This window comes from Pseudomonas sp. SGAir0191, assembly GCF_002812565.2.
GTDB classification, from domain to species: domain Bacteria; phylum Pseudomonadota; class Gammaproteobacteria; order Pseudomonadales; family Pseudomonadaceae; genus Aquipseudomonas; species Aquipseudomonas parafulva_B.
Genome location: NZ_CP025035.2, coordinates 3,425,841 through 3,441,169, shown reverse-complemented (window position 1 = coordinate 3,441,169; position 15,329 = coordinate 3,425,841). Strand labels below are relative to the sequence as shown.

Below are 15,329 nucleotides of genomic sequence, written 5' to 3'. Positions count from 1 at the left end.
CTTTGATGAGCTTCGGCGCCGATGAAGAAATCCTTCAGGATTTCCTGGTAGAAGCCGGTGAAATACTTGAGCAATTGTCCGAGCAGCTGGTCGAGCTTGAAAGCCGCCCTGACGATGCCGACTTGCTCAATGCGATTTTTCGCGGTTTCCACACTGTAAAAGGGGGCGCCGGCTTCCTCCAGCTCAATGAGCTGGTGGAGTGCTGCCATATCGCCGAGAACGTGTTCGACGTGCTGCGCAAAGGTGAGCGCCGGGTCGATGCAGAGCTGATGGACGTGGTGCTCGAAGCACTGGATGCCGTCAATGGCATGTTTGCCCAAGTGCGTGAGCGCAGCGAAGTGACACCGGCCACGCCAGAACTGCTGGCAGCCCTGGCGCGTCTGGCAGAGCCTGGCAGCGCCGACGCGGCCCCGGCGGCGCCCGTGCCGGTTGAGCCCGCGTCTGTGCAGCAGGCACCGCAAGCGACCGAGGCGGACATCACTGACAGCGAATTCGAGCAGCTGCTCGATTCGCTCGACGCGGTAAAGGCCCAGGCCGCAGCGGCCGAGCAGATGCCTGCCGAGCCCGTCAGCGGCCAGGGTGACGACATCACCGATGCCGAATTCGAGTCGCTGCTCGACCAGTTGCATGGCAAAGGCCAGTTCAGTGCCGAAGTCACCGCCCAGCCGGTGGCTGCCGCGGCCGAGCCGGTCAGTGACGAAATCACCGACGCCGAGTTCGAGTCGCTGCTGGACCAGTTGCATGGCAAAGGCACGTTCCAGGCTGATGCCTTGCCCGCAGCCAAGGCTGCGACGTCTGTCGAGCCAGCGCCTGCCACCACGGGCGACGACATCAGCGAACACGAGTTCGAGGCGTTGCTGGACCAGCTGCATGGCAAGGGCAAGTTCAATGGCGACGTGGCTGGCGTCCAAGCACCTGCCAGTGTTCAGGCCGCAGCCCCAGCCAAGGTCGAGGCACCGGCAGTCAGCCGTCCTGCTGGCGCGGCGGCACCTGCTGCAGCGCCCAAGCCTGCTGCTGCCCCACGGGCGCCGGCGGCGAGCGCCGACAAGCACGCGGTCAGCGAAGCGGAAACGACCGTCAGGGTCGACACCGCGCGCCTGGACGAGATCATGAACATGGTCGGCGAACTGGTGCTGGTGCGTAACCGGCTGGTCCGCCTGGGCCTGAACAGCGGCGATGAAGCCATGTCCAAGGCCGTGTCGAACCTCGATGTGGTCACCGCCGACTTGCAGACGGCGGTGATGAAGACGCGCATGCAGCCGATCAAGAAAGTGTTCGGCCGCTTCCCGCGCCTGGTGCGTGACCTGGCGCGGCAGTTGAAGAAAGAGATCAACCTTGAACTGGTGGGCGAAGAAACCGACCTGGACAAGAACCTGGTCGAGGCGCTGGCCGACCCGCTGGTGCACTTGGTGCGCAATGCCGTGGACCATGGGGTGGAAATGCCCGATGAGCGCGAGGCTGCGGGCAAGGCGCGCACAGGGCGCGTCGTATTGTCTGCCGAGCAGGAGGGTGACCATATCCTGCTGTCGATTTCCGACGACGGCAAAGGCATGGACCCGAACGTGCTGCGTGCCAAGGCCGTGGAAAAGGGCCTGATGGACAAGGACGCCGCCGACCGCCTGAGCGAGTCGGACTGCTACAACCTGATCTTCGCCCCAGGCTTTTCCACCAAGACCGAGATTTCCGACGTTTCCGGGCGGGGCGTGGGCATGGACGTGGTCAAGACCAAGATTTCCCAGCTCAACGGCTCGATCAACATCTACTCGGCCAAGGGGCAGGGCTCGAAGATCGTCATCAAGGTCCCGCTGACCCTGGCGATCATGCCGACCTTGATGGTGATGCTGGGCAACCAGGCGTTCGCCTTCCCGCTGGTCAACGTCAACGAGATCTTCCACCTGGACTTGTCGCGCACCAACGTGGTCGATGGTCAGGAAGTGGTGATCGTACGGGACAAGGCGTTACCGCTGTTCTACCTCAAGCGCTGGCTGGTCCAGGGCCAGGTGCATGAAGAACAGCACGAAGGTCACGTGGTGATCCTGTCGGTCGGCACCCAACGCATCGGCTTTGTCGTCGATCAACTGGTGGGCCAGGAAGAAGTGGTAATCAAGCCACTGGGCAAGATGTTGCAAGGCACCCCGGGCATGTCCGGGGCCACCATCACCGGCGACGGTCGCATTGCGCTGATTCTCGACGTCCCGAGCATGCTCAAGCGTTACGCCGCGCGGCGTATTTGATCTCGGTGGCGTCCCCCTGGCCGGGGGCGTCACCTAACGGAGTGTTTATGGCAGTCAAGGTCCTGGTGGTGGATGATTCCGGTTTCTTCCGCCGCCGCGTCTCGGAAATCCTCTCGGGGGACTCGACGATCCAGGTAGTGGGCACTGCAACCAACGGCAAGGAAGCGATCGACCAGGCGCTTGCGCTCAAGCCCGATGTGATCACCATGGACTACGAGATGCCCATGATGGATGGCATCACAGCGGTGCGGCACATCATGCAACGGTGCCCGACGCCTGTGCTGATGTTCTCGTCGCTCACCCATGAAGGTGCTCGGGTCACGCTCGATGCGCTCGATGCCGGGGCGGTGGACTACCTGCCGAAGAATTTCGAAGACATTTCGCGCAACCCGGAGAAGGTCAAGCAGATGCTGTGCGAGAAGGTGCATACCCTGTCGCGTAGCAACCGCCGCATGACGAGTTACGCCCGCCCGGCGCCCGCGCCCGCTGCGGCCCACGCGCCGACACCCACACCGGCCACGAGCGCTGCAGGGCCGGCCCCGGTGCGAAGCGCCGCCGCGCCCGTCAGGCCAGCCGGTGCGCATTCACCAGCGCCCAAGCGCAAGCCGTACAAGCTGGTGGCCATTGGCACCTCGACTGGGGGGCCGGTGGCCTTGCAGCGAGTGCTGACGCAGTTGCCAGGCAATTTCCCGGCGCCGATCGTGCTCATTCAGCACATGCCGGCAGCCTTCACCAAAGCCTTTGCAGAACGCCTGGACAAGCTGTGCCGCATCAGCGTCAAGGAAGCCGAAGATGGCGACATCCTGCGTCCCGGGCTTGCGCTGTTGGCGCCCGGCGGCAAGCAGATGATGATCGATGGCCGTGGCACCGTGAAGATTCTGCCCGGTGACGAGCGGCTCAACTACAAGCCCTGCGTGGATATCACCTTCGGCTCGGCAGCCAAGTCCTATGGCGACAAGGTGCTGTCCGTGGTGCTGACCGGCATGGGCGCGGACGGCCGGGAAGGGGCGCGCTTGCTCAAGCAGGCGGGCAGCACGGTGTGGGCACAGGATGAAGCCAGCTGCGTGATCTATGGCATGCCCATGGCGATCGTCAAGGCCAACTTGGCCGATGCGGTGTACAGCCTGGACGATATTGGCCGGCACCTGGTGGAGGCGTGCGTCTGATGGACGTGCTCAGCCTGATCGGCCTGATCCTGGCTTTTGTCGCTATCGTGGGCGGCAATTTCCTCGAAGGCGGCCACGTGGGCGCCCTGATCAACGGGCCGGCAGCGCTGATCGTATTGGGCGGTACCCTGGCGGCTGCCTTGCTGCAATCGCCGCTCTCCTCGTTCAAGCGCGCCTTGCAGATCCTGCGCTGGATCCTGTTTCCACCGCGGGTCGATCTGCCGGGTGGGGTCGATCGGGTCGTGAACTGGAGCCTGACGGCGCGCAAGGAAGGCCTGCTCGGGCTTGAAGGGGTGGCCGATGGCGAGCCCGATCCCTACGCGCGCAAGGGCTTGCAGTTGCTGGTCGACGGTGCCGAGCCCGAAGCCATTCGCAGTATCCTTGAAGTGGATTTCCTGACCCAGGAAAGCCGTGACCTGCAGGCCGCCAAAGTCTTCGAGAGCATGGGCGGCTACGCGCCGACCATCGGGATCATCGGCGCGGTGATGGGCCTGATCCACGTCATGGGCAACCTGGCCGACCCGGCGCAACTGGGCAACGGCATTGCCGTTGCGTTCGTGGCGACCATCTACGGCGTTGCCAGTGCCAACCTGATCCTGTTGCCCATTGCCAACAAGCTCAAGGCGCTGGTACTGCGCCAGTCGCGCTACCGGGAAATGCTCCTCGAAGGCCTCTTGTCCATTGCCGAAGGCGAGAACCCGCGCTCGATCGAGCTGAAGCTGCAAGGCTTCATGGAGTAGCCATGCGTCGTCGCCGTCATGCCGAGGAGCCGGAAAACCACGAGCGCTGGCTTGTGTCCTACGCGGACTTCATCACCTTGCTGTTCGCCTTTTTCGTGGTGATGTATTCGATTTCCTCGGTCAACGAGGGTAAGTACAAGGTGGTGTCCCAAGCCCTGCTGGGCGTGTTCAATGACCCTGAGCGCAGCATGAGGCCCATTCCCATCGGGGATGAGCGCCCGTTGACCGTGCGACCTGCCCAGCCTTTGGTCAAGGACAGCGAGCAGCCTGACGCTGGCGTGTCGACCGCCAGCAACGACCCGCTCAAGACCATCGCCGATGAGGTGCGCGACGCTTTTGGCGACCTCATCAAGGGTGATCAGATGACGATCCGGGGTAACGAGCTGTGGATCGAGATCGAGCTCAATTCCTCGTTGCTGTTCGGCAGTGGCGATGCCATGCCCAGTGACAATGCGTTTGCCATCATCGACAAGGTCGCGGCCATACTCAAGCCGTTCGCCAATCCGGTGCACGTCGAAGGCTTCACTGATAACCAGCCTATCCGTACCGCGCAGTACCCGACCAACTGGGAGCTTTCCTCGGCCCGCGCTGCCAGTATCGTCCGGCTGTTGGCCATGGGCGGCGTGAACCCCGGGCGCATGGCATCGGTGGGCTATGGCGAGTATCAGCCTGTGACGGGCAACGATACCCCAGAAGGGCGGGCCCGCAACCGGCGCGTGGTCCTGGTGATATCCCGCAACCTCGAGGTGCGCCGCAGCTTGACCAGCACCGGTGCTGCCAATGCCACGCCCGATGCCGCACTGCGCCGGGCTGGCACACAAAGTGCACCGGCAAGCCCAGCAGCGGTGGCAGGGCAGTGACTCGTCAATTCTCTGTCGCCCCATTGGCGGATGTACACGCGCGGCGCTTGACCGACAGCCATCCAAGCCCTTCATTTTCCAGCAAGGCAGCGGGCACACCATGCTCCCTGCCTCACCCACGGATAGAGTTTGCCTGATGAGAGTCTGGGCAGTAGCCAATCAAAAAGGTGGCGTCGGCAAGACCACCACCACCATCGCCCTGGCTGGCCTGCTGGCCGACGCCGGCAAGCGCGTGATCGTCGTCGATCTTGATCCACATGGGTCGATGACCAGCTATTTCGGGCATAACCCCGATGCGCTGGAACATAGCTGCTACGACCTGTTCCTGCACAAGGGCAGCGTTCCGGATGGGCTGCCGGGGCAGTTGCTGTTGCCCACCAGTGACGAGCGCATTTCATTGCTCCCCTCCAGCACCGCCCTTGCCGTACTGGAGCGGCAATCGCCCGGCCAGAACGGTTTGGGGCTGGTCATCGCCAAGAGTCTGGCGCAGCTGTGGCAGGACTTCGACTTCGCACTGATCGACAGCCCCCCTTTGCTGGGGGTGTTGATGGTCAATGCGCTGGCGGCCAGTCAGCAACTGGTCATCCCGGTGCAGACAGAGTTTTTGGCCGTCAAGGGGCTTGAGCGCATGGTCGGCACGCTGGCCATGATCAACCGCTCCCGGCGCCAGGCGCTGCCGTACCAGATTGTGCCGACGTTGTTCGACCGGCGTACCCAGGCATCCCTGGGAACGCTCAAGTTGCTGCGAGATGCCTACGGCGAACAGGTATGGCAGGGCTATATTCCCGTGGACACGCGGCTGCGCGATGCGAGCCGCCAGGGCGTCACGCCGTCGCAATTCGACAACAAGAGCCGTGGGCTGGTGGCCTATCGGGCGCTGCTCAAGCACTTGTTGACCTACAAGCCCGCGGCGCAGGTGGCCTGATGACACAAACACGGCAAGTGAGCAGCAAGCCTCAGTTGGCGCTGCAGTCGTATCTTGACGGCCTGCTCCAGGAAGCCACCGAGCCCCTGGAGGCGCTGCCAGCGTCAGACACGGCAGATGACTTCGCCCAGGCGGTGCGCCAGGAGCAGGCCCGCGATGGACGCGAGCCAGGCCAGGCCACCCAGGCAAAACCGGCACCTGCCGCACCTGAACGGCCGTTCGCCGAGCCCAGGCTGGCGGTATTGCCTAGCGTGATACCGGTGCAGCCGCCGGTGGTGGCGGTAGTAGAACAGGCAGTGGTGGCAGAGGCCAGCATCCCGGTCCTGATCGATACGCCGACTGTAGCGCCGGCAATGCCTCTGGTGGACGTCCACCTGCCCGCACCGGACGTGCCCGTACCGCCGGCCACCGTCGATGGGCGTCCGGCCTGGGCTGCCGAGCCGTTCGAGTGCCTGCTGTTCGATGTGGCCGGCCTGACCCTGGCCGTGCCGCTGGTGTGCCTGGGCTCGATCTATACCTTGGCCGATCGCGAGCTGACGCCGCTGTTCGGGCAGCCCGAGTGGTTCCTGGGCATCCTCACCTGCCAGGCTGGCAACCTCAAGGTGCTCGACACCGCGCGCTGGGTCATGCCCGACCGCTACCGCGACGATTTCCGGCAGGGCCTGCAATACGTCATTTCTGTCCAGGGCTATGAATGGGGGCTGGCTGTGCATCAGGTCAGCCGCTCGCTGCGCCTGGACCCGTCCGAGATCAAGTGGCGCAGCCAGCGGGGCCAGCGGCCGTGGCTGGCCGGCACGGTCATTGAACACATGTGTGCACTGCTGGACGTGGCGGAGCTGGCCGAGCTGATTGCCAGCGGCGCCGTCAAGCAGCTGCACGCCAAACCGCACATCACACCGAACACACCGCCAAAGGCGGATTTCAAGGGGTAGGGGAATGAAAAAGTCGTCCGCACAAGGTTCTGAAGATCCGATCCTGCAGTGGGTTACCTTCCGTCTGGACAACGAGTCCTACGGCATCAACGTGATGCAGGTGCAGGAAGTGCTGCGCTACACGGAAATCGCCCCGGTGCCGGGTGCGCCCAGCTATGTGCTGGGTATCATCAACCTGCGCGGCAACGTGGTGACCGTGATCGACACGCGCCAGCGCTTCGGGCTGATGCCAACCGAGGTCACCGACAACACCCGCATCGTCATCATCGAAGCTGACAAGCAAGTGGTCGGCATTCTGGTCGATAGCGTTGCCGAGGTGGTGTACCTGCGCCAGTCCGAGATCGAAACCGCGCCCAACGTGGGCAACGAAGAATCGGCCAAGTTCATCCAGGGCGTGTGCAACAAGAACGGCGAACTGCTGATTCTGGTCGAACTGGACAAGATGATGACCGAGGAAGAGTGGTCGGAACTGGAGAACATCTGACTTGATTTTCGAGGTCGGCGTCATCTTACTGGCCCTGCTGTGGGCCTTGAGCCTGTGGTTCTTCCTGAACTACGCCAAGCGTCAGCGCGAGCTGGCTGCTCAGCAGGCCATTGGCGATGCCCTGCGCGACCAGCGTATCAAGGACCTCGGCAAGCGGCTCGATGATTACCAGAACGTCACCGTGCGCATGGGCGAGGCCATCCATGAACTGCGCGGTGCAGTGGCCACGCTGCCCGACCGGTTGGAGCGGCTTGAGCAGCGTGACCCGAGCAGCGTCACCTTCACCCAGGCTGCACGGCTGGTCGGCATGGGTGCCAGCGTGTCGGAGCTTACCGAAACCTGCGGCCTGACCCAGGCCGAGGCTGAGCTGATGAGCAAACTGCACCGCAACAACTGAATATCAGGGCGACGCAAGTCGCCCTGTGCATTTCAGGGTTTGCCCCAGGAATGGTAGTTGCCCACGCGGGCAACACGGTTCAGGGCCTGATCGTGTTCTACGGCTGATTTGATTTGCGCTTCTTTGCCTTCAAGCAAAAACAATGGCTTGCTCTGCGGCAAGGTCTGCAGATTGCTGAGCTGGCGCAAGCGCTGAAGCCTGGGGAGGTGTTGATCGACCACGTCGTTGAGCACCCCTGGGCCCGTGAGGTGGTTCAGGCGTCTGGCGTATGCCTTGAAACCTGGCATGTCGGTCGTCGGCCGATGCTGATAGAAGTCCCCATTGGCCTGGTAGCGTGCATGCATGGCCTCGCTGATCGCTTGCAGGTTGGGGTTGCCTGGATGGCTGCCAATCATGTTGCTGTTGTAGTGGCAATGCATACCAAGGGTGTCGTTGTTTGCCGGGTCCCCCAGTATGAAACCGTCCGGGGTCGTGGCCAGGTCCACAGCCTCTATGGCTGCACGCGCGGGATCCTCCGGCGCCTCGGGATGGGCAAGCAACGTATCGTCCACATCCATGTAGATCCCACCCTGCGCATGTAGCATCGGGTAGCGCAAAATGTCCGATGCCGAGGAGAAATTGGCCCCGGGGGCGTTTACGGCATCCCGGTATTGCTCGAAGTGGGGGCTTTCACTGAAACGGGCATAGAAGGGCTGGTCCTCTAATGGCAGCACCTGCAGATAGGGCGCGCGCTGACCGAGCACTTGGCGGTTGGCCTCGAATGCCTCGGGGTCTGCCTTGGACAGGTACAAGCGGTAACTGAACGAGCTGTTGCTCAGGCGCTCGGCGTTGGCCGCCAGGTTATCCACCAGTTCAGGCGCTATGACTTTGTTGCCGACCCAAAGGCTGGAGATGGTTTTTGGAATTGGGTGCACGGCGTCCTGGGCCACGGCGGGCATTTCAATCGGTAACGGCAGATCGATACCAAGCCCCTTTAAAGTCGCCGAGCGCATCTGATCGGTCACTGGACGTGTCGTGATATCGATCCGGGCCAAGCTGCGCCGCCCAGGCATAGCCTGGTAGTAGGCCGGGTTAAGATCGTTGAGGGTCTGTTCGGCGATGAAAGCGTCATGCTCGCTGTCGTAAAGCACCGTCATGTTGTAGCCGCCCACTTCGGTCTGCAGCTCCGCAGGCCCGTCCTCGCTGGCCGGTATGCGGATGACTGAACGCGCCACAGGGCTGTCGTCAGCCCGGATTGGCTCGATGGCGTTATCGAAGAACGCACCGATCTCGGGCTCTGCAAAATGGGGTGGATTGATCGGGCTCAGTGGGTAACCCAGCTGATCGTTCAAACGTATTGGCGTGAAGAATCGCACGCGCTGGGGGGAGAACACCTCGGTCGCGCGTGTCGCCGCTTCGGCAGCCAGAGGCAGGGCGTTGAGCAAACCGAACACCGTGTTGGAAACACCCTCGGCCTTGTCCTCCAGCGTTTTGCCATCGATGGCCTGGTCCAGGCCAAGCCCGAACTGCGCCACGCCTGCCAGGGCGAGCATGGGTGCCACTGCCGGGACCACGATTGCCAAGGGCGCCAGCAAATTGATCGAGGCAACCAGATAGCCGCGCCATTTTGCCTTGGTTACGGCCTGGTCACTGGTAATGATGAAGTCGGCATCGGCATAGCTGCGTTTGCGTTGGCGCTCGGTAAGCGCCGTGAACAGGTCGCCTTCGATCAAAGGGCTGTATTTTTTGGTGTTGTAGTACACGTATTCCCTCGGCGGCCAGGGGCCGTCGGTTGTGAAACCCGGTCGGTTGGGCGACCGGTAATGGGTCGCAGGATAGGCGCCCAACCCTTCAAGCGCAGTGTCCAAACCGCTGAAGTCGAGCCCATCCGGCGTGTCGGCCAGCCGAAAGTAGCGGCGCAGGGCCTGACGTTTTTCCGGATCGCGGCACTGTTCACCGAACCAGTCCTTCATGGCGCCCAGGCTGCCGAACTCATGGAAGGGCGAAGCATTGCCTGGCAGATAGAGCAGGACCTTGCGCCGCTTCTGGTCGGCAATGCCGATCAGGTCGGTGGCCGCGTAGCCATAGACATTCAGCACTCTGATCCTCAGGCTGTCAGCGCGCGAAGCCAGGCCTGCGGCTTCCCAGAGCATCTGTCGCCCTGCCTCGCTGAGCGAACCTTCCTGGACTTGCTTGTTGCAGGCTGCAACGAAGCCGATCTGCAGCGATTGCCGATGGCTGTCGTTGGCCTCTTGCCAATACGCGTCAAGCATGGCGAGGAAGCGGGAATGGAAATCCAGGTCCCAGACGAAGCGCTGCATGGCTTCGACGTCGATGGGCAAGTGGGTGGTGATGTCATAGCGCCTTGGTTCGGTGCGGCGAAACAGTCCGTTGAATACGGAATAGGCAGCACCCTCATCCAGTGCACCCTGCTCGGGCAGCCGCTCGACGATGTGCAGGGGGTGAGGCGGAAGATGGCCTGCCCAGCCACCAGGAAATAGCTGGCCGATCAGATCCTTGCTGGTTTCGCCTTGCCAATTGGACAGCACCGCTTCGGTCAAGGACAGGCGCTGAACCACGACGGCCTGATCGCCTCTGTAGTGCAGGGTGACCACGTCGGTCTGATCCGGGTCCAGGTCATGGCCTTGGCCGCAGGCCCAGTCACGTATGGCGCAGGCGGCCTGGCGGTCGGGGCGGGGGATGTGTTGCAGATGGCCGCGCACGTAGCGCAGGCCAACCGAATTGACATGTGTATCAGCCATTGTCATCGACTCATGCAGTAAAAAGAGCCGATACAGTGTCGGCCCCACCGTCGCATGGGGCCTTAGCCGATTACTACCCTTCGGGCAGGCGCAAGTGTCTAGGCGTAACGTCGCGTGGTTGAGCCGGACCATCGTCGAAGCCCGGTGGCACTTTGCCGCGTAACTGCCAGGCGAAAGCGATGATTTCGGCAATAGTCAGGTACAGCGCCTCGGGAATCTGCTCGCCCAGTTCCAGGCGTGCCAGCAGGCGCACCAGCTCCGGGTTTTCGTAGATGGGCACTTCGTGTTCGCGCGCCAGGGCCAGGATGGCTTCGGCCAGTTCATCGTCGCCCTTGGCGCTGAGGGTGGGCGCCTGTTGTCCATCGTAGCTCAGTGCCACGGCCTGGCGGGGGGTAGGGGTACTCATGCGTTTTCGTCCACCCAGCGTTGTTCGACGCGTGTCCGGAGGCCCTGCGCCGGGGCGCCGGGGTAGCAGTGCAGGTCATCGACCTCGAGGCCGCGCGCCAGCAGGCGTTCGCGCAGTGCGCCGAGCTGCTGTTCGATCAGGCGAGCGGTCGATTCGCGCTCAGCCCACAGTTGGCCGTTGAGACGGCCCTGAGTCAATTGGGCCTGGACCTGCAGCGGGCCGAGCGGCGCCAGATCGAAAGCCAGTTCGATCCGCCACAACGGTTGCAACGCATCAGGGGCCTGATGCTCGCGGTCGGCCTGCTGTTGAGGGGTTTCTTCGCGCTGAAGCTTGATCTGCAGGGGCACGAATTCCTGCCCGTGGCGAATGGGCACTTCGGTCTGCCAAGTGGTCTGCAGGTTGCCGTTTTCCAGTGTGCCGCTTTGCTGCAGGCTGCTCATGGCGTGGCTCTGCAGGCGCGAAACGGCAGCTGCAGCCAAGCGCAGCAATTGCTCCAGGTCACCTTCGTCTTCCAAGGCCTGCAACAGTCTCGAGGGCAGCGGGAACGCGCCAGGCTGAGGCTTGGGACTTACCCGTTCGAGCGTGCCCAGCGCGTTTCGAACCAGCGCCGGCATGGCCGCTGCCAGGCTGGCCGGTGGTGGGCCGAGGGCAGCGTTGGTGCTGATCTGAGTAATGAGTTGAAGCATGTTGGCCTTGAGGTCGGCGCCCAGCCCTGCCGTGGCCCCGGTCATCAATTTTGCCTCCAGAAAGGCGCCGCTGTTGAGCAGCGCCTGCGCAACGGCTTTTGCATCACCCAGTTGCTGGGCCGTCGGCAGCGCGCCAAGCAGGCGCTCGATCGTCGTGCGCAGCGGGCTGTCAGCCTCCGGGTCGCGCGCCAACTGTTGCAAGCCGGCCAACAGGCTCGGGAGCGAGGCCTGGCGATTTTGCTGGCTGCCCAGATGCTGGGCGATACCCAGTTGGTCCTGCCTGCCGGCCAAGGGGACGAACTGCAAGGACTGGTCACCCTGCACGCGTGCACTGAGCAGGCTGCCGATCGCCAACGGCCTGGGGCTGTCCACGGCCAGCACGGCACCGGCCTGGGCCGTATTCAGAAGGCTTACCAGCGCCCGGTAGCTGGCCGGCTGGCCAGGGGTTCCGGGAAGCACCTGATTGGTCAACACCTTGCCCTGCAACAGGCTACCGACCGGTACCCGGGCGGTGTCCAGGCGCGTCAGGGTCGAGACCTGGCTGGTACTTGCCTGCTGCAGCAAAATGGCCAGCCGGCCGGCTTCGGGCTGGCTCACGGTCACCTGACTGCCCTGAGGCAAAGGCTGGCTGGCGCTGGCTTGCAGTTGGGTCTGCAGGCCGTTGGCTTGCAGCAGACGCAAAACCAGCTGAAACTCCTGGCCGGTCTGGCGCATGGCAACCACTTCAGCCTGCGCGGTCTCGCCAGGGCCAAGCAAACCGGGCTGGGCCTGGGTAAGGCGCAGCAGTTCACCGGTCATCGCCGCCTTGATTGCCTGGGCGCCGTTCAGGGTTTGCAGGCCGAGGCTATTGATTTCAGTCATGATTGTATACAACCTTAGGTACCCAGCCTCTTGGCAGCCTGGCTGTGCATGTAATAATGCCGCCCGCCCGTGATTGCCAGTATAACGGCAGCGCACCGGGCGACTTGAGTGGCAGGGCTTCGGGTAGCGTCATCCGAACCCTAGAACGATAAGGCAGAACCGTGACTCTTCATCTTCAAGCCGTGGGCCTGGCCTGCGAGCGCGACTGGCGCCTGCTGTTCGAGCACCTTGCCTTCGAACTTCGGCCAGGCGACATGCTACAGATCAGCGGCCCCAACGGCAGCGGCAAGACCAGCCTGTTGCGCCTGCTGGCTGGCCTGATGCAGCCGACCGCCGGTCAGATCCTGCTCGGTGGACGTCCGTTGGACGAACAGCGGCATACGTTGGCCAGCATCCTGGTGTGGATTGGCCATGCCGCGGGCATCAAGGAACTGCTCACAGCCGAAGAGAACCTGACCTGGCTGTGCGCACTGCACCGTCCAGCCAGCCGCGAACAGATCTGGCAGGCCCTGGCTGCCGTCGGGCTGCGCGGTTTCGAGGACGTGCCTTGCCATACCTTGTCGGCCGGGCAGCAACGCCGCGTGGCCCTGGCGCGCCTGCATCTGGCAGCCGCACCGTTGTGGATTCTGGACGAGCCGTTCACTGCCCTGGACAAACAGGGGGTCGCGGACCTGGAGGCCCATCTGGCCGCCCATTGCGAGCACGGTGGCACCGTGGTGCTGACCACCCACCACACCCTGACCCACACGCCTGCGGGCTACCGAGAACTCAACCTGGGGCAGTGGGCAGCATGAGCGTCTTTACCCTGTTGTTGCGACGCGAGGCGCGGTTGCTGTTTCGCCGGCCTGCGGAGCTTGCCAACCCGCTGGTGTTCTTCGCCATCGTGGTGGCCTTGTTCCCCTTGGCCGTCGGGGCGCAGACCCAGATGCTGCAGAACCTGTCCCCGGGGCTTGTATGGGTGGCTGCACTGCTGGCGGTGCTGTTGTCCCTGGACGGGCTGTTTCGCAGCGATTTCGAAGACGGTTCCCTGGAGCAGTGGGTGCTCTCGCCGCATCCGCTGGCACTGATGGTGTTGGCCAAAGTGCTGGCGCATTGGCTGTTCTCCGGGCTTGCGCTGGTGTTGCTGGCACCGTTGCTGGCGCTGATGCTCGGCCTGCCAGGGCACTGCCTGCCGGTGCTGCTGGGCTCGCTGCTGCTGGGCACGCCGGTGTTGAGCCTGCTGGGCGCGGTGGGCGCTGCGCTGACGGTCGGCCTCAAGCGCGGCGGTTTGTTGCTGGCGTTGCTGATTCTGCCGTTGTATATCCCTGTATTGATCCTGGGCAGTGGTGCATTGCAGGCGGCGTTGCAGAATATGCCCGCCACCGGCCACCTGCTCTGGCTCGCCAGCCTGACGGCCCTGGCCGTGACCCTGGCACCCTTTGCGATCGCCGCCGGCCTGAAAATCAGCGTCGGCGAATAACGAGCCTGGGCTTTGAAGCCTGGCCAATACCCTGGATGCACCCTGATGAAAATGAGCTGGACGTGGTTTCACAAGCTGGGCTCTCCGAAATGGTTCTATGCCATTAGCGGGCGCATGTTGCCGTGGCTGTCCATCGCTGCCGGGCTCTTGTTGGTGGTCGGCGTGGTCTGGGGGCTGGTCTTCGCGCCCCAGGACTACCAGCAGGGCAACAGCTTTCGCATCATCTACATCCATGTCCCGGCCGCGATGCTGGCCCAGTCCTGTTACGTTCTGCTGGCGGTGGCCGGTGTGGTGGGGCTGGTGTGGAAGATGAAGCTGGCCGATGTCGCCCTGCAATGCGCTGCCCCAATCGGCGCCTGGATGACCACTGTTGCGCTGGTGACCGGGGCCATCTGGGGTAAGCCAACCTGGGGCAGCTGGTGGGTGTGGGATGCGCGCCTTACCTCTATGCTCATCCTGTTGTTCCTGTACTTCGGCATCATTGCGCTGGGCCAGGCAATCAGTAATCGTGACAGCTCGGCGAAAGCCTGCGCCGTGCTGGCCATCGTTGGGGTAGTGAATATCCCCATCATCAAGTATTCGGTCGAATGGTGGAACACGCTGCACCAGGGCGCCACCTTCACCCTGACCGAAAAACCCGCGATGCCCGCCGACATGTGGTTGCCACTGTTGTGCACGGCGCTGGGCTTCTACTGCTTCTTTGGCGCGGTGCTCTTGATGCGCATGCGCCTTGAGGTGCTCAAGCGCGAGGCACGCGCCAGTTGGGTGAAGCAAGAGGTATCTGGCAGCCTGGCTGGGAGGGTCGTGCCATGAGTTTCGCCAGTTTCGGTGATTTCATCGCCATGGGTCATCACGGCCTTTATGTGTGGTCGGCCTACGGCATCTGCGCCGCGGTGCTGGCGCTCAACGTCGCCGTGCCGGTGTTGGCCCGGCGCCGCTACCTGCAAGAAGAGGCGCGCCGCTTGCGCCGGGAGAAAACGCAGTGAATCCGCAGCGCAAGAAACGCCTGTTGCTCATCGTCGGTCTGCTGGTCGGCGTCGGAGTTGCCGTGGGCTTTGCCCTCACTGCCTTGCAACAGAACATCAACCTGTTCTACACCCCCACCCAGATCGCCAATGGCGAGGCACCGCTGGACACGCGCATACGCGCCGGCGGCATGGTCGAACAGGGCTCGGTGCAACGCTCCTCCGACTCGCTGGACGTGCGCTTCGTGGTCACCGATTTCAACAAGTCCGTACCCATCACTTACCGCGGCATCCTGCCAGACCTGTTCCGTGAAGGGCAGGGCATCGTGGCCTTGGGCAAGCTCAACGGCGACGGCGTGGTGGTGGCCGACGAAGTGCTGGCCAAGCATGACGAAAAGTACATGCCCCCTGAAGTCAGCAAGGCGCTGAAAGAAAGCGGCCAGGCGGCAACCCAGACGGGGGCGCGGCCATGA

The 15,329-nt window shown here is 63.3% G+C and carries 16 protein-coding genes; 13 read left to right on the top strand and 3 right to left on the bottom strand.

Annotation, left to right across the window (positions count from 1 at the left end; genetic code table 11):
* Window positions 1–5: 5 nt before the first annotated feature.
* From CWR53_RS15300 to CWR53_RS15265, 8 genes are all read left to right on the top strand, one after another.
* Entirely contained in the window at window positions 6–2,234 is a 2,229-nt protein-coding gene (locus tag CWR53_RS15300; protein WP_100851988.1) for a chemotaxis protein CheA, read from the top strand.
* A gap of 47 nt (window positions 2,235–2,281) precedes the next feature.
* Window positions 2,282–3,400: a chemotaxis response regulator protein-glutamate methylesterase gene (locus CWR53_RS15295; RefSeq protein ID WP_100851987.1), complete on the top strand. Its 1,119-nt coding sequence runs from the start codon at window positions 2,282–2,284 to the stop codon at window positions 3,398–3,400.
* Window positions 3,400–4,140: a flagellar motor protein gene (locus tag CWR53_RS15290; RefSeq protein ID WP_023533970.1), complete on the top strand. Its 741-nt coding sequence runs from the start codon at window positions 3,400–3,402 to the stop codon at window positions 4,138–4,140. Before CWR53_RS15295 ends, CWR53_RS15290 begins: the two co-directional genes overlap by 1 nt.
* A gap of 2 nt (window positions 4,141–4,142) precedes the next feature.
* A complete protein-coding gene (motD, locus tag CWR53_RS15285; protein ID WP_058606085.1) occupies window positions 4,143–5,000 on the top strand; it encodes a flagellar motor protein MotD in 858 nt (285 codons plus the stop codon).
* Between the two features lie 136 nt (window positions 5,001–5,136).
* Entirely contained in the window at window positions 5,137–5,925 is a 789-nt protein-coding gene (locus tag CWR53_RS15280; protein WP_023533944.1) for a ParA family protein, read from the top strand.
* Complete coding sequence (locus CWR53_RS15275) at window positions 5,925–6,857, top strand: CheW domain-containing protein (RefSeq protein WP_058606086.1); 933 nt, start codon at window positions 5,925–5,927, stop codon at window positions 6,855–6,857. The genes CWR53_RS15280 and CWR53_RS15275 overlap by 1 nt, the downstream gene beginning before the upstream one ends.
* Before the next feature lie 4 nt (window positions 6,858–6,861).
* Window positions 6,862–7,341 carry a chemotaxis protein CheW gene (locus CWR53_RS15270; protein WP_003254393.1) on the top strand — a complete coding sequence of 160 codons (480 nt, stop codon included), beginning with the start codon at window positions 6,862–6,864 and terminating at the stop codon, window positions 7,339–7,341.
* A 1-nt stretch (window position 7,342) separates the two neighbouring features.
* A complete protein-coding gene (locus tag CWR53_RS15265) occupies window positions 7,343–7,738 on the top strand; it encodes a DUF2802 domain-containing protein (protein WP_058606087.1) in 396 nt (131 codons plus the stop codon).
* Window positions 7,739–7,770: 32 nt separating this feature from the next.
* Here the strand turns inward: CWR53_RS15265 and CWR53_RS15260 are convergent, their stop codons facing one another.
* The 3 genes from CWR53_RS15260 to CWR53_RS15250 all read right to left on the bottom strand — a co-directional run bounded on the left by CWR53_RS15260 (window position 7,771) and on the right by CWR53_RS15250 (window position 12,432).
* Window positions 7,771–10,479, bottom strand: a complete 2,709-nt coding sequence (locus CWR53_RS15260) for a dermonecrotic toxin domain-containing protein (protein WP_058606088.1) — start codon at window positions 10,477–10,479, stop codon at window positions 7,771–7,773.
* 73 nt (window positions 10,480–10,552) lie between these two features.
* A complete protein-coding gene (locus tag CWR53_RS15255) occupies window positions 10,553–10,885 on the bottom strand; it encodes an EscU/YscU/HrcU family type III secretion system export apparatus switch protein (protein ID WP_058606089.1) in 333 nt (110 codons plus the stop codon).
* Window positions 10,882–12,432, bottom strand: coding sequence for a flagellar hook-length control protein FliK (locus CWR53_RS15250; RefSeq protein ID WP_058606090.1), 1,551 nt, complete (start codon window positions 12,430–12,432; stop codon window positions 10,882–10,884). The genes CWR53_RS15255 and CWR53_RS15250 overlap by 4 nt, the downstream gene beginning before the upstream one ends.
* A gap of 161 nt (window positions 12,433–12,593) precedes the next feature.
* Here CWR53_RS15250 and ccmA point away from each other — a divergent pair, with 161 nt between their 5' ends.
* From ccmA to ccmE, 5 genes are read left to right on the top strand one after another with little or no spacing between them, the layout of a single operon-like run.
* Window positions 12,594–13,226, top strand: a complete 633-nt coding sequence (gene ccmA / locus CWR53_RS15245) for a cytochrome c biogenesis heme-transporting ATPase CcmA (protein WP_058606091.1) — start codon at window positions 12,594–12,596, stop codon at window positions 13,224–13,226.
* A complete protein-coding gene (gene ccmB, locus CWR53_RS15240; protein ID WP_058606092.1) occupies window positions 13,223–13,891 on the top strand; it encodes a heme exporter protein CcmB in 669 nt (222 codons plus the stop codon). The genes ccmA and ccmB overlap by 4 nt, the downstream gene beginning before the upstream one ends.
* 45 nt (window positions 13,892–13,936) lie before the next feature.
* On the top strand, window positions 13,937–14,704 hold the full coding sequence (locus tag CWR53_RS15235; RefSeq protein ID WP_058606093.1) for a heme ABC transporter permease: 768 nt from the start codon (window positions 13,937–13,939) through the stop codon (window positions 14,702–14,704).
* Window positions 14,701–14,877, top strand: a complete 177-nt coding sequence (gene ccmD / locus CWR53_RS15230) for a heme exporter protein CcmD (protein ID WP_023533952.1) — start codon at window positions 14,701–14,703, stop codon at window positions 14,875–14,877. Before CWR53_RS15235 ends, ccmD begins: the two co-directional genes overlap by 4 nt.
* Window positions 14,874–15,329 carry a cytochrome c maturation protein CcmE gene (ccmE, locus tag CWR53_RS15225; RefSeq protein ID WP_058606094.1) on the top strand — a complete coding sequence of 152 codons (456 nt, stop codon included), beginning with the start codon at window positions 14,874–14,876 and terminating at the stop codon, window positions 15,327–15,329. The genes ccmD and ccmE overlap by 4 nt, the downstream gene beginning before the upstream one ends.

Bases quoted from the DNA above. Each gene is read 5' to 3' on its own strand.
- CWR53_RS15280 (WP_023533944.1), top strand. From the start codon at position 5,137: ATGAGAGTCTGGGCAGTAGCCAATCAAAAAGGTGGCGTCGGCAAGACC.
- CWR53_RS15300 (WP_100851988.1), top strand. From the start codon at position 6: ATGAGCTTCGGCGCCGATGAAGAAATCCTTCAGGATTTCCTGGTAGAA.
- motD (WP_058606085.1), top strand. From the start codon at position 4,143: ATGCGTCGTCGCCGTCATGCCGAGGAGCCGGAAAACCACGAGCGCTGG.
- ccmB (WP_058606092.1), top strand. From the start codon at position 13,223: ATGAGCGTCTTTACCCTGTTGTTGCGACGCGAGGCGCGGTTGCTGTTT.
- CWR53_RS15255 (WP_058606089.1), bottom strand. From the start codon at position 10,885: ATGAGTACCCCTACCCCCCGCCAGGCCGTGGCACTGAGCTACGATGGA.
- CWR53_RS15275 (WP_058606086.1), top strand. From the start codon at position 5,925: ATGACACAAACACGGCAAGTGAGCAGCAAGCCTCAGTTGGCGCTGCAG.
- CWR53_RS15270 (WP_003254393.1), top strand. From the start codon at position 6,862: ATGAAAAAGTCGTCCGCACAAGGTTCTGAAGATCCGATCCTGCAGTGG.
- CWR53_RS15295 (WP_100851987.1), top strand. From the start codon at position 2,282: ATGGCAGTCAAGGTCCTGGTGGTGGATGATTCCGGTTTCTTCCGCCGC.
- CWR53_RS15235 (WP_058606093.1), top strand. From the start codon at position 13,937: ATGAAAATGAGCTGGACGTGGTTTCACAAGCTGGGCTCTCCGAAATGG.
- ccmD (WP_023533952.1), top strand. From the start codon at position 14,701: ATGAGTTTCGCCAGTTTCGGTGATTTCATCGCCATGGGTCATCACGGC.
- CWR53_RS15260 (WP_058606088.1), bottom strand. From the start codon at position 10,479: ATGGCTGATACACATGTCAATTCGGTTGGCCTGCGCTACGTGCGCGGC.
- CWR53_RS15250 (WP_058606090.1), bottom strand. From the start codon at position 12,432: ATGACTGAAATCAATAGCCTCGGCCTGCAAACCCTGAACGGCGCCCAG.
- CWR53_RS15290 (WP_023533970.1), top strand. From the start codon at position 3,400: ATGGACGTGCTCAGCCTGATCGGCCTGATCCTGGCTTTTGTCGCTATC.